11 protein-coding genes are annotated in these 12,959 nt (G+C 56.8%); 6 read left to right on the forward strand and 5 right to left on the reverse strand.

The genetic code is table 11. The annotated features are described in order from the left end of the window. Window positions 1-8: 8 nt before the first annotated feature. Both G6Q29_RS00800 and G6Q29_RS00805 read right to left on the reverse strand, forming a co-directional pair. Window positions 9-995: a DUF979 domain-containing protein gene (locus tag G6Q29_RS00800; RefSeq protein ID WP_165464156.1), complete on the reverse strand. Its 987-nt coding sequence runs from the start codon at window positions 993-995 to the stop codon at window positions 9-11. Further along, window positions 992-1,714, reverse strand: a complete 723-nt coding sequence (locus G6Q29_RS00805; RefSeq protein WP_003857121.1) for a DUF969 domain-containing protein — start codon at window positions 1,712-1,714, stop codon at window positions 992-994. The genes G6Q29_RS00800 and G6Q29_RS00805 overlap by 4 nt, the downstream gene beginning before the upstream one ends. A gap of 223 nt (window positions 1,715-1,937) precedes the next feature. Here G6Q29_RS00805 and G6Q29_RS00810 point away from each other — a divergent pair, with 223 nt between their 5' ends. Then, window positions 1,938-2,486, forward strand: a complete 549-nt coding sequence (locus tag G6Q29_RS00810) for a winged helix DNA-binding protein (protein ID WP_165464157.1) — start codon at window positions 1,938-1,940, stop codon at window positions 2,484-2,486. Here the strand turns inward: G6Q29_RS00810 and glgX are convergent. Genes glgX through treZ form a run of 3 tightly spaced genes read right to left on the reverse strand, consistent with a single transcriptional unit; the run spans window position 2,483 to window position 8,826 of the window. After that, window positions 2,483-4,558 (reverse strand): glycogen debranching protein GlgX, encoded by a 2,076-nt coding sequence (gene glgX / locus G6Q29_RS00815; protein WP_165464158.1) that lies wholly within the window; start codon window positions 4,556-4,558, stop codon window positions 2,483-2,485. The genes G6Q29_RS00810 and glgX overlap by 4 nt on opposite strands. A 15-nt stretch (window positions 4,559-4,573) precedes the next feature. Then, on the reverse strand, window positions 4,574-7,042 hold the full coding sequence (treY, locus tag G6Q29_RS00820; protein WP_165464159.1) for a malto-oligosyltrehalose synthase: 2,469 nt from the start codon (window positions 7,040-7,042) through the stop codon (window positions 4,574-4,576). Beyond that, the gene (treZ, locus tag G6Q29_RS00825) at window positions 7,039-8,826 is read right to left on the reverse strand and encodes a malto-oligosyltrehalose trehalohydrolase (protein WP_165464160.1); all 1,788 of its coding nucleotides are present in this window, start codon (window positions 8,824-8,826) and stop codon (window positions 7,039-7,041) included. The genes treY and treZ overlap by 4 nt, the downstream gene beginning before the upstream one ends. 131 nt (window positions 8,827-8,957) lie before the next feature. Here treZ and G6Q29_RS00830 point away from each other — a divergent pair, with 131 nt between their 5' ends. From G6Q29_RS00830 to G6Q29_RS00850, 5 genes are all read left to right on the forward strand, one after another. Then, a complete protein-coding gene (locus tag G6Q29_RS00830; RefSeq protein ID WP_165464161.1) occupies window positions 8,958-9,485 on the forward strand; it encodes a GNAT family N-acetyltransferase in 528 nt (175 codons plus the stop codon). A 111-nt stretch (window positions 9,486-9,596) separates the two neighbouring features. Further along, window positions 9,597-10,481: an SDR family oxidoreductase gene (locus G6Q29_RS00835; RefSeq protein ID WP_165464162.1), complete on the forward strand. Its 885-nt coding sequence runs from the start codon at window positions 9,597-9,599 to the stop codon at window positions 10,479-10,481. Between the two features lie 107 nt (window positions 10,482-10,588). Continuing rightward, window positions 10,589-11,566 carry an MBL fold metallo-hydrolase gene (locus G6Q29_RS00840; protein WP_165464163.1) on the forward strand — a complete coding sequence of 326 codons (978 nt, stop codon included), beginning with the start codon at window positions 10,589-10,591 and terminating at the stop codon, window positions 11,564-11,566. Window position 11,567: 1 nt separating this feature from the next. Next, window positions 11,568-12,476 (forward strand): LysR family transcriptional regulator, encoded by a 909-nt coding sequence (locus tag G6Q29_RS00845; RefSeq protein WP_165464164.1) that lies wholly within the window; start codon window positions 11,568-11,570, stop codon window positions 12,474-12,476. A 194-nt stretch (window positions 12,477-12,670) separates the two neighbouring features. Next, entirely contained in the window at window positions 12,671-12,958 is a 288-nt protein-coding gene (locus G6Q29_RS00850; RefSeq protein WP_165464165.1) for a VF530 family DNA-binding protein, read from the forward strand. Window position 12,959: the final 1 nt, after the last annotated feature.

Below are 12,959 nucleotides of genomic sequence, written 5' to 3' on the forward strand. Positions count from 1 at the left end.
GCAGCTCCTTAGCGAAACACGAGGAAATACATTAAGAACACGTTCACCACCAGCAGGGTTAACGCGGTCGGGATCTGGATCTTGATAACCTGATATTTGTCTTTTAGCTCCAGCAGCGCGGCGGGCACAATGTTGAAGTTGGCGGCCATCGGCGTCATCAGCGTGCCGCAATAGCCAGCGTACATGCCGATAGCCAGCAGCGGCGCCGGGTTACCGTGATGGACGTTAATCAGGAATGGCAGAGCGATACCGGCGCTTAACACCGGGAAGGCTGCGAAGGCGTTACCCATGATCATGGTAAACAGCGCCATCCCCACGCAGTAAATGACCACCAGCATGAAGCGGCTGTCCGGGTTAACAAACAGGCTGACCACCTTTTGTACCGATTCGCCGGTATTCGCCACCACAAACACCCCGCCGAGCATGGCGAGCATCTGCGGCAGGATCACCGCCCAGCCAATGGTATCGACCAGCCGACGCGACTGACGCACCGCATGCAGCGGCGTACCTTTTGTCAGCCACCAGCCGGTGAGGATAGCCGCCACGCAGGCCACGCACAGCGCCGCCAGCGTAAGCTGTTTCTGGTCGAGCAGATAAACGCCGCCAATCGACACGCCTTTCAGAAACAGCGTCCCGATGACCGTGACCACGGGGATCATCAGTGCCGGTAAAAACAGCCAGTTTTTCAGCCGGTTCGACGAGTCAACACGTTCCTCGTCGGTGGACATTTTATAATGCCCCTTCCCGACCAGACCGAAACCGGCCAGCAGCGCAATCACGATAACGGCGCCGCCAATAATGCGATACGCCAGCGACTTACCCAGCTCCTGCACCATCAGATCGCCAAACAGGAAGATCCCGCCGAACAGAAACCAGAACAGCGCCGTGGTATAGCGTTTCGGGTTAGCGCGGTCGCGAAGGGTCATCACAACCAGCAGCATCACGACGAAGCCGATCAGGTAGTACACGCGGTTAATGGTAATGAGGGTCATCATGGTGCGATCTCCTGCGTGCCCTGCTCTGCTTTCCAGGCCATCACGTCGCGACGAATGCTGGCGTCGAGGCGCAGCAGGCGCGTCATATGGATGATCAGTGCCGCAATGGCGGTCGGAATAGCCCACAGGCCGATATGCAGCGGTTCGATCCCCTCGATCCCGTTCTCTTTCAGGAACGCATCAATCAGCAGTACCGCGCCAAAGGCGATAAAGATATCTTCCCCAAAGAAAACCGCGATATTGTCACACGCGGCGGCGTGGGCTTTGATTTTGTCGCGGATAGTCTGCGGCAGTTCGCCGTATTCATTCAGGGCCGCCCCTTCCGCCATCGGCGCCAGCAGCGGACGCACCGTTTGCGCATGGCCGCCAAGCGACATCAGGCCCAGCGCAGCCGTCCCTTCGCGGGCAACAAAGTAGAGCATCAGGATACGCGCCGAGGTGGCGCTGGCGATCTTCGCAACCCAGGCCTGGGCGCGCTCTTTTAGCCCGTAATATTCCAGCAGGCCAATCACCGGCAGGATCAGAATGAAGGTGGCAAGCGATCGGCTATTCACGAACTTTTCGCCAAAGGTTTCCAGCAGCATACCGAAATCCATGCCAACCAGCAGGCCCGTCGCCAGCCCCGCCACCACGACAACCAGCAGCGGGTTGAAACGCAGTGCAAAACCAATAACCACCACCGGAATCCCGATAAGTGGCAACAGTGTAGAACTGTCCATAAACGTTACCCTATCCAAAGTGAGCGTTGCGCGCCGACGGCTATTTTTTATACTTCGCAGCAGAGCGAAGCCGGTGCATTACGGCGCGCGATGTTGTGTTTTGCGTCAGGCTCCACAGAACCTGCACTAAAAAGCTATATCTGAACGTCAAAAACATGTAAACAATTTATCAATAAAATGTTCTTATTTTATCGACGGGTTTACATTTCGGGGGAAGATCGTTATGACGGAAAAGAAAAAGACGAGCGCGTTAAACCACGATGATATTGCGGACGGGCGTATCGTCTCTTCCCGCCATCTCGTCTCGGAGCGGTGTGCCGAACTGTCGGAGCTGGAATATGCGCTGATCATGACCAGCAATGCGTTTAACAAATGGATGGTGCGCTGCATGACCGCAGCGGGTGAACCGGACATGGGGGCCTTTGACGTTTCTCTTCTGCACCACGTGAACCACCGCAACCGCAAGAAAAAGCTGGCCGACATCTGTTTTGTGCTGAACGTGGAAGATACGCATGTGGTCACGTATGCGTTGAAGAAGCTGGTCAAGGCGGGATATGTCACCAGCGAGAAAGCCGGAAAGGAGCTCTTTTTCTCTACCACGGAGGAGGGAAAAGCGCTGTGCATGAAGTACCGTGAGGTGCGGGAAGCCTGCCTGATCAACATTCACGCGGAAAGCGGCATTCCGGGAACGTCGATTGGTGAGACCGCGCAGTTACTCCGCGCGATCTCCTCCCTGTATGATACCGCCGCACGCGCGGCGGCCTCGCTTTAAGGACGGCGGAAAAGTGTCATACTCCGCCCGGCCAGTTCATAATCGATGGATTCTGTGATGATCTCCCCTGTGGGGGCATCATCCGCCGTCGAGAGTTCCAGCACCCAGCCCCCTTCGCCAAACTGCGGGATCTGGAATGGCACCGTGCCTTCAAACGGATTAAACAACATCAGCACGTCGTGCCAGACGCCCTCTTCCTGCACAAGATCGGAACGGCTGATGGCGAGACCAAGGGTGGATCCCTCATCCCACTGTTCCGACTGCTGCGGTCCGCCGCCGGCGTTAAACCAGCGGATCTCAAGCCCGTCGCGCCAGTTTTCACGTCGCAGAAGCGGTTGCTTCGCGCGCAGGGCAATCAACCTACGGGTAAAGTCGCGCAGCTTCTCGTCGTTTTCAGAGAGCCCTTCCCAGTTTACCCATGAGATCTCGCTGTCCTGACAATAGCCGTTATTATTGCCCTTTTGCGTCCGGCCAAACTCATCACCTGCCAGCAGCATCGGCGTGCCGTGGGAGAAAAAGAGCGTGGTGAGGAAGTTGCGCTTTTGCCGCTCGCGGGTGGCAATGATATCCGGGTTCTCCGTCGGCCCCTCTTCGCCGTAGTTATACGACCGGTTATCGTTATGTCCGTCGTTATTATCTTCCCCGTTATCGGCGTTATGTTTCTCGTTGTACGACACCAGGTCGTTGAGCGTAAAGCCGTCATGCGCGGTGATAAAATTGACGCTGGCCCACGGACGACGCCCGCGGAGATCGTACAAATCCCCGGACCCTAACAGACGAGCGGCAAAATCGTTAGAGACGTTATCCCCCTTCCAGTATTCGCGTACCGTGTCGCGGTATTTGTCGTTCCACTCCCCCCAGCCTGGCGGGAAGCCGCCCACCTGATACCCGCCGGGCCCGATATCCCACGGCTCACCGATGAGCTTCAGCTTCGACAGCACCGGATCCTGGGTTACGGCATCAAAGAAGCCGCCGCGCGGATCGAATCCTTCCGGCTCACGTCCGAGAATGGTCCCGAGGTCAAAGCGGAAACCGTCAATCTGCATCGATTCTGCCCAGTAGCGCAGGGAGTCCATGACCATCTGCAACACGCGCGGGTGCGACGTGTTAACGGTATTCCCGGTGCCGGTGTCGTTGATGTAATACCGATGCTGATCCGGCATGGTGCGGTAATAACAGAAGTTATCTATCCCCTTAAACGACAGGGTTGGCCCTAGCTCGTTGCCCTCCGCCGTGTGGTTATAGACCACGTCGAGGATCACCTCGATGCCCGCGTCATGATAGGCACGTACCATGTCGCGGAAACCCTGGATCCCCGCCGGGCCGTAATAGCGGGACGCTGGCGCAAAGAAGCCGAGCGAATTATAGCCCCAGAAGTTTTTCAGGCCGCGATCGAGCAGGTGCTGATCGTCCGGGAACCAGTGAACCGGCAGCAGCTCGACCGAGGTAATGCCGAGGCTTTTGATGTACTCCACCGAGGCTTTATGCCCCATCCCCTCAAACGTACCGCGCAGTTCAGGCGGAATAGCCGGGTTAAGCTGGGTAAAGCCTTTTACGTGGCTCTCATAGACCACGGTATGCGGCCATGGGATATCGGGCCGGCGGGAGTCTTGCCAGTCAACGGCATTGGGGTCGATGACCTTACATTTGGGCGTAAACGGCGCGCTGTCTCGCGTATCAAAGCTGAGATCCAGCTCGTCGTGTCCCAGCTCATAGCCGAAGTGGGCATCGTTCCACTCAATGTCACCCACCAGTTCACGGGCATAGGGATCGATAAGCAGCTTATTGGGATTAAAGCGGTGACCGTTCTCCGGATCGTAAGGGCCATAAACACGGTAGCCATACAGCGCCCCCGGTTCCAGATCCGGCACATAGCCATGCCAGACCTCATGGGTATATTCCGGCAGTTCCAGGCGGGCGATTTCTGTTTTTCCCGAAGGGTCAAACAGACACAGCTCCACCCGCTCCGCGTGGGCGGAAAACAGGGCGAAGTTCACCCCTTTCCCGTCATAATTTGCGCCCAACTGCTGGCCATGACCGGCCCGAATTTCAAACGTTGTATCCTTTGGCATTTTTGTTCTCCTCGATTATTCGCAGGTAAGCAGAACCAACAAACATCCCTTTTCAGACGTTAAATCCAGCGTCTCTGGCAGACGGCGACGCTCACCAGTAAACAGATCCCGGTAGTGCTTCCCGGCCAGCTCCTGGGGGATAGCCACGGTAGTATTGGCCCACAGCATTGCATTGTCGGTGACGTCAAACACCAGGCGCGGCACGGCGACGATCAGCGCCTCGTCATCTTTTATGCGGGCATAAACAATCAGATTCTCCTCCCGCTCGCCGGTCACCTTCAGCGGCAGCCAGTCGCCGTAGCGGAAAAGCGCAGGGTAATGCGGTCGAAGCCGTAACAGCGTGGCGGTGACGTACTGCTTCACGCTGCCGTCACGCCAGCGTTGCGCATCGTTAAAAAGGGTGCCATCCGCTACGCTGAGGTTTTCCGCCAGCGCGGTGAAATCCGGTTCGCGGCGGTTATCCGGGTCGACCAGGCTGAAGTTAAGCCCTTCGCTGCCCTGGTAGATGTCCGGTACGCCTGGCGCAGTCAGCTTGATCACCGTCTGGCTCAGGCTGTTCATTAACCCAGCCCGAATAAACGGCTGGAGTGCGGCGCTGAAATCACGCAGGAACAGGGTGTTATCCGGGGAAAGCAGATGGCGCACGTAGTCCAGCACCACGCTCTCGTACCCTTCATTGCTGTCGATCCAGTCGGTACGCTGCTTGGCCTCGCGTAGGGCTTTCTCAATAAACCCGAGGAAACGTTCTTCCAGTGACGTAAGCCCGTCGCGATCGTCAGGCGACAGCGTGGCTGGCCAGACGCCCGCCAGCGCCTGGAAAATCATCCAGGTATCGGCGGCGTTCGGCGCGGTGCCGTCGTTGAGGAATCGGACCTGCGTCTGGTTCATCTGCCGCCAGCGTGCCAGGTTCTCTCCCCACAGATCTGGCGCTTCCGTCAGCGTATACAGACGTGCTCGCGCATCCTCGCCGCGTTTGGTGTCGTGGGTGGAAGTCCCCAGCAGCGCATCGGGCTGGCGGGCAAGTCGAATGCGCATTTCCTGGTGAAAACGGGAGAGTGAAAATGCGCGCGGCGTCGGGTCGGCACCGACTTCGTTCAGGGCCAGCTCCAGGTTATGGCGGAAGAACAGCGTATCCTCTACCGATTTCGCCATCAGCGGCCCGGTCAACTGCTGAAAACGGGTGCGGAAAAGCGAGGCCAGCGCGCGGTCATCCTCCGGCAGATCGCCGGTAAGAATACGCACGATCAGGCTCAGGGCCGGTTCAGAGGCGTTGACGCTGGCGACCACGCGGCTGAGCAGCGCCACATCCGGTGGCGTCAGTCCCTCCCCGGTGCCGTAGGTGCGATACACCGGAAACGCGATAAGCAGCTCGCGCAGGGCATGGCGGATATCTTCATGCTCCACTTCTGCGCCGTTATGCCCGGCCAGCTCGCTGGCTATTTTGAGCAGCGTTGTAAATTCACCTTCAAAGTTACGATCGGTCATCAGCCCTTTGGCTTTGCGAAGTTCCGCCTGCCTGTCCACGGTTGTACCCAGCGTCTCGTCGTAGAGCGTCTCCAGCCGCGAGAGGTGGGTATCATCAACCAGTACTTCTGCCAGCGAGGCAATGAACTCATAGCCCGTGGTACCCGAGACCGGCCATTCCGGAGGAAGCTGTTCCCCTTTGGCGAGGATCTTCTCTACCGTGATGTAGCAATCCGGCCCGGTCGCCGCACGCAGGCGCTGCAAATAGCCCAGCGGATCGGCAAGCCCGTCCACATGATCAATGCGCAGGCCGTCGACTATCCCGGCGTGGACAAGCTCAAGGATCAGGCGGTGCGTGTCTGCGAATACCGCCTCATCCTCTACCCGCACGCCCACCAGCCCGGTGATTTCAAAAAAGCGCCGCCATGAAAGCTGTTTCGGCGCTTCCCGCCAGGACATTAGCCGCCAGCTTTGCGCCTCGTGGATCTCAGTGATGCTCTTGCCTTCGTCATACGTGCCGGGATTAAGCGGATAGGCGGTATCATAGTAAACCAGCGCCGCGCCGTTGGTGACACTGTCACGTTTTAAGGTGATAGCCCCCCGCTCCAGCTCGGCTTCAAAGGTGTCGCCAAGAAACGGCAACGTCAGCGGTCGGGACCAGTCGATATCAAAATATGCCGCATAGCGGCTCTGCCGGCCGTGTTCGATAACATCGCGCCACCAGCGGTTTTCCAGCGAGGTCGACATATGGTTAGGAACGATATCCAGAATCAGCCCCATCCCCGCCTGTTTAAGCGCCGCCGCCATGCGGTCAAACCCTTCCCGCCCGCCAATCGCCGGGTCAATTTCGTTGGGGTCGGTCACGTCATAGCCGTGGGTGGAATCCGTGGTTGCGGTGAAAACAGGCGACGCGTAAAGATGGCTGATACCGAGGTCTTTCATATACGGAATCAGGTCCACCACGCGATCGAAGGTCATGCCGTTGCGAAACTGAATTCGGTAAGTAGAGGAAGGGATCATAGCGCTGCTTCTCCATCAGCAAAGCGAACAACAATGCTGTTCGGCGGCAGGTTTTCGACTGCCTCCGGCCAGCTAAAGATCGTTTTTCCGGGCAGGTCCGGCAAGGTGAGCGGCTTTTTACCGATATTCAGCGCCAGCGACAGCGTGCCGGACGGAAAACGCCAGCTCACGGCAACCATGCCGAGCGCCGTTTGCAGGACGTTACCCTCAACCGCGCCGTGCTGCTTCAGCAACGGGACGACATAGCGCTGACGCAGCGCAATCAGTTCGCGCGTATCGTGCAGCCACGCCCTGCCTTCCTCCGTGTCTGCCTTGTTCCAGTCAAGCTTCGACCGCATAAAGGTATTTACGTCATTGGGATCCGGTACGGTTTCATCGTGCCCGGCATGGCCGGTAAACTCTTTCGCGCGCCCTTCCCGCACCGCTTTCGCCAGGTCGCCGTGGAAGTCGGTAAAAAAGAGGAACGGATGTGTTTCGCCATACTCTTCACCCATAAACAGCAGCGGAATATGGGGCGACAGGAGCAGCGCCGCGAACAGCACCCGCGTTTTATCCGCGCCAGCCAGAGAGATGAGCCTCTCACCCTGGGCACGATTGCCGACCTGATCGTGGTTCTGAATAAAATCGACAAAAAACTGCGGCGGCTGCTCGCGACACTCTACCCCGCGCGATTTTCCGGTCTGAAGCGAGATTTCCCCCTGGTAGACAAAGCCTTCGGCCAGCGCCCGCGCAAGCTTTTTCTCCGGCTCAAAGGCAAAATCCTGATAATAGGCGTGAGATTCACCGGTCGCGAAAACATGCGCGGCGTTGTGAAAATCATCATTCCATTCGGCGGTGAAAAGCGGCGTCTGACCATGTTCGTCGCGCGGATGCAGGAAAATGACGTTGCGACTGTCTTCGGTGGTGAGATGGATATGCCGATCCGGAAACGCGTCGCGGATCCGTTCCGCAATGTGGGGAAGAATGTGGGTCTCTGCGTCGTCATGGATCTGGTCGATGGCGTCGAAGCGCAGACCGTCAAGATGATACTCAGACAGCCAGAATAACGGCGCCTCGGCAATGTATTGCCGGACCGCGTCAACCTCATAGGCGATACCGTTGCCCCACGGGGTCATACGATCCTGATGGAAAAACGCCGGCGAGAGTAACGGCAGGTAGTTGCCTTCCGGCCCAAAATGGTTGAGTACAATATCCAGCACCACGGAAAGCCCGAGCGCGTGAGCGGCATCGATGAAGGCATGAAAATCATCCGGTGTACCATAAGCCGAGTGCGGGGCATACAGCAGTACGCCGTCATACCCCCATCCGCGCGCCCCCCCGAACTGGGACACGGGCATCACTTCCAGCTGCGTAATACCCAGTTCGGCCAGATAAGGCAGCTTATCGATGGCCGCCCTGAAGGTGCCTTCCTGCGTGAAGGTGCCGATATGCAGCTCGTAGATCACCGTCTCTTCCCACGGTCGTCCTTGCCATCTCCGCTGCGTGGGCAGGCTACGACGCGGGTCGATCACCACCGACGGGCCGTTGACGTCAGACTGCTGCGCGCGCGAGGCCGGATCCGGCACCGCCATCCCATCCTGTAAAACAAACTGATATGTCGTACCGTGCCTGACGCCGGGCACGTCAATTTGAAACCAGCCGTCGCCCACCGCCGCCATGGGAATGTCGGTATCGGTTAAACGCAACGTGAGATCTTTCTGCCCTTCAGCCCAGACGCGAAAACGTACCACGTCATCGGAAATAAACTCAGCACCCCAGTGCCAGCGACATGTTCTGAATTCCATTCATTGTCCTCGAATGACCACATTTTACGCGGAACGAAATACAAGCTTAGACCAGGATCTACAGAGTGTTATGCCAGCAGGGTATGCCGCTTCGTCTATTATCTATTTATAACGTCCACTTAAGGAATACTATGCATATTCGAAAAGGATTAAGCAGCGACCTCGCCCGTCTTGAATGTTGTGATTTTTCTTTCACGGTTGATGAGATTGCCAGAGAGCCATTTCTTAATGGCGATTTGCATATCGAGGCGCTGAGCGAGCCTTATCTTAAAACCTATGAACTGGATCTCCAGACGCTGGAAAATCATTGCGTTAATCCGGATTCAATATTTCTTATCGCCGAAACGGATGACGGTGAAATCGCCGGTTTTATTACCGCGTCCTGCAACTGGAATAAATTTATTTCGGTGGATTATATTGCCGTAGTGCGCTCAAAACGCCGAACGGGCGCGGCGCATAAGCTGATGTCCGCCACCCACGTCTGGGCGCGAAGCCTCAATGCGCCCGGATTACGGCTGGAGACGCAGAACGTCAATGTCTCAGCCTGTCTGTTCTATCGTCACTATGGATTTATTCTGGGTGGGTACGATCGCTATCTTTACCAGGCACTGCCGGAAAAAGATGAAGTTGCGCTTTTCTGGTATTACATGCTGGCTTGAAAAAATATTTTATATCCGCTACCGGAAGATAGATTTGTCTGAATTTGTCAATTTTGCGCGCTTACGTTTAATTAACGACTAATCTTGGAATTCACTATTAAGGAGGCCGGTATGTCTACAGGAAATAATCACACGCTGCATTACCCTCGTCCACCGTTTGCTGAACAACCGCAAAGGGCCCCCGGGCTGGCATCGGAAATGAAGCCAATACCGGATCATGGTGAAACAAGTTATATCGGGTCGGGAAAACTGGCAGGAAAAAAAGCGCTGATCACCGGCGGTGATTCCGGTATTGGTCGCGCGGTCGCCATCGCCTATGCCCGTGAAGGGGCAGATGTCGCAATCGGCTATCTGCCGGAAGAAGAATCCGATGCCGCATCGGTCATTGCGCTGATTCAGGCCGAAGGCCGTAAAGCGGTCGCCATTCCCGGCGACATTCGCGTGGAGTCGTTCTGCGATACGCTAGTGGAAAAAGCCGTCGCCGAACTGGGTGGTCTGGATATTCTGGTGAATAACGCCGGGCGCCAGCAGTTCTGCGAATCGATCGACGATCTCACTACCGCTGATTTTGACGCGACGTTTAAGACCAACGTCTATGCGCCCTTCTGGATCACTAAAGCAGCGCTGCGCCATTTGCAGGAAGGCGCCGTCATCATCAACACCACCTCGGTTCAGGCCTTTAAACCTAGCGCGATCCTGGTTGACTATGCGCAGACCAAAGCCTGTAACGTGGCCTTTACCAAGTCTCTGGCGCAGCAGCTGGGGCCGCGCGGCATTCGTGTGAACGCTGTCGCGCCGGGTCCGTACTGGACGCCTCTTCAGTCCAGCGGCGGTCAGCCTCAGTCCAAGGTTCAGAAGTTCGGGGAAGATACTCCCTTGGGCAGACCGGGCCAGCCGGTTGAAATCGCACCGCTGTATGTGCTCTTTGCGTCCGATGCCTGCTCATACGCCTCCGGACAAGTGTGGTGCTCCGACGGCGGTACCGGCGTTCTGTAAAAGCTTTTCTCAGACCTATCCATTTCGTGGATAGGTCACATTCACTCCCCGGCGGTTCTCAATAATCGCAGTTGAACTATGATGAACTTACTATTGAGGAGCCCATCATGTTTACTGTGAAAAAACTTGCTATATCAACCCTGTTTACCGGTTCTGTTCTTTTTTTTCCCGCGATCCATGCTGTGGCCAGCGTTCCCCAGCACGTGGTGAAACAGCAGGCTGGCGGCTATAGCGTTCAGGTTGGCGATACGATTGTCACCGCCTTTACGGACGGCAGCGTGCCGCAGGATCTGCACGCCCTGTTGCGCCGGACGACGGCGGAAAATACCGATGCGTTACTGGCAAAAAATTTCCAGGCCAACCCGGTGGAAGCGTCGATCAACGCGTTCTATATCGCCATCCCCGGCCACAAAATTCTGGTGGATACCGGCTCAGGCCAACTCTTTGGGCCCGGTAAAGGCGGGCGGCTGATTGAAAGCCTGGCGACGCAAGGCATCAAACCCGAAGATATTACCGATATTCTCATCACCCATGCTCACTCCGATCACGCAGGCGGCCTGGTGAAAGACGGCCAGCGGGTATTCACCCATGCACAGGTGTACGTCGGCAAACCGGATATCGATTTTTTCTTTAACGACGAGAACCAGAAAAAATCTGGCTATGACCAGAACTACTTCGACGTCGCGCACAAGACCTTAAAGCCCTATCTGGATGCCGGAAAGGTGAAGACCTTCTCCGGCACGGAACAGCTTCTGCCGGGCATCAGCGGTACGGTTCACCCGGGCCACACTCCAGGTTCCGCGTTCTACACGCTGGAGAGCAAAGGTGAAAAAATGACTTTTGTCGGCGACATCATTCACGTTGCCGCGGTTCAGTTCCCGCAGCCCAACGTGACGATTGCTTACGATGAGGATCAGGACGGCGCCGCCCGGGTACGCAACGCGGCTTTCGCTGAGTTTGTGAAAAACAAAGATCTCATTGCGGCTCCGCATCTGCCTTTCCCCGGGATCGGGTATGTGACGAAAGGTGAGCGGGACGGCTACGCGTGGGTTCCGGTGACCTATACCAACCGTGACGCAAAATAAGATGTCCCCCTCGGATATGGATATAGACCTGCTCCTGACGCTGGATGCGTTACTCAGCGACCAGAATATCACCCATGCGGCCGCGCGGCTGGGCATCAGCCAGCCGGCGATGTCTGCCCGGCTTGCGCGCCTGCGCGTCCTGTTCGGTGAGCCGCTGTTTGTCCCTTCCCCACATGGACGTGGGGTGTTACCTACGCCGCGCGCCGAGGCGTTAAGGCCGCAGGTTGCGACGGTTTTGCAGGGCATATCGGCGATGCTTGAACCCACCACGTTCAACGCGCAGAACAGCAGCCGCACCTTTGTTATTGCCCTGCACGAGAACCCGGCGCTGATGCTGGGGGCAGAGTTGCTGAATCAGATTAGCAGTGCGGCACCAGGCATCCGCCTGCGTTTTGCGCTCCCGGAAACCCAGCTGCTGCCAGCGCAGATGGAAAATGGCGATGTGGATATTTATGTCGGCGTTAACGCGGGGGCGCACGATGCATGGGTCAGACGCAAGCTGTTTGACGATGTATATGCCACAGCCCAGCGAAAAGGCCATCCGCGCGGTACGGGGCCGGTAGATCTGGAAAGCTATTGTAGCCTTTCCCACCTGGTGGTTTCATCCGAAGGCGACCCGTTCGCGGGCTTTGTCGATCAGCATCTGGCGGGGCTTGGCCACCAGCGTAACGTGGTGATGTCGACGCAAAGCTATGCGATGGCGCCTGCGATTGTTGCCGGTACCGATTTGCTCTGCACCCTACCCAGACGCATGTTGCTACGTTTTACGCAAACGCTTGATATTTTTCCGCCGCCGCTGGAGCTCCCGCCAATCGTCATCGGTATGTACTGGCACCCGAAAAACAGTCAGGATCCGGCTAACCGCTGGCTACGTGAACAGCTTCTTCAGGCCGCCGGACGTCAGGTATGATCGAGAATACTCATCAATTTTTTCAGCACCTCAGAGCGAACGATCGCGCAGAGCGATCCACTTCTCCTCTTTCACCGACGCAAGCGTCACTGTGCTGATGAAGAACCTCACGCTGAAATTGCCGCGTCCCCTGCTTTCTTGTAACCTTTGAGCGTTTATCACATCCCCATAAAAAATGAGACTACCGGACGCCTATGACAGCACATATTTCCAACGATCCTTTGCATGGCGTAACGCTCGAAATGCAGGTAAACGCGCTGGTTGCGCGATATGGCTGGAATGAGCTGGGCAACCGAATCAAAATCAACTGTTTTCGCAAAGACCCGAGCGTTAAATCGAGTCTGAAGTTCCTGCGCCGCACCCCATGGGCGCGGGCGGAAGTTGAAGCCCTTTACCTGGACTCCCTTCACGTTGACGGTGAAGGGGAACAGGACGAACCGGCCTTTAATCCCTGGACGGACAGCCGGACACCCAGGAGCTAAC

Source organism: Enterobacter cloacae, assembly GCF_011078175.1.
GTDB lineage: Bacteria > Pseudomonadota > Gammaproteobacteria > Enterobacterales > Enterobacteriaceae > Enterobacter > Enterobacter cloacae_Q.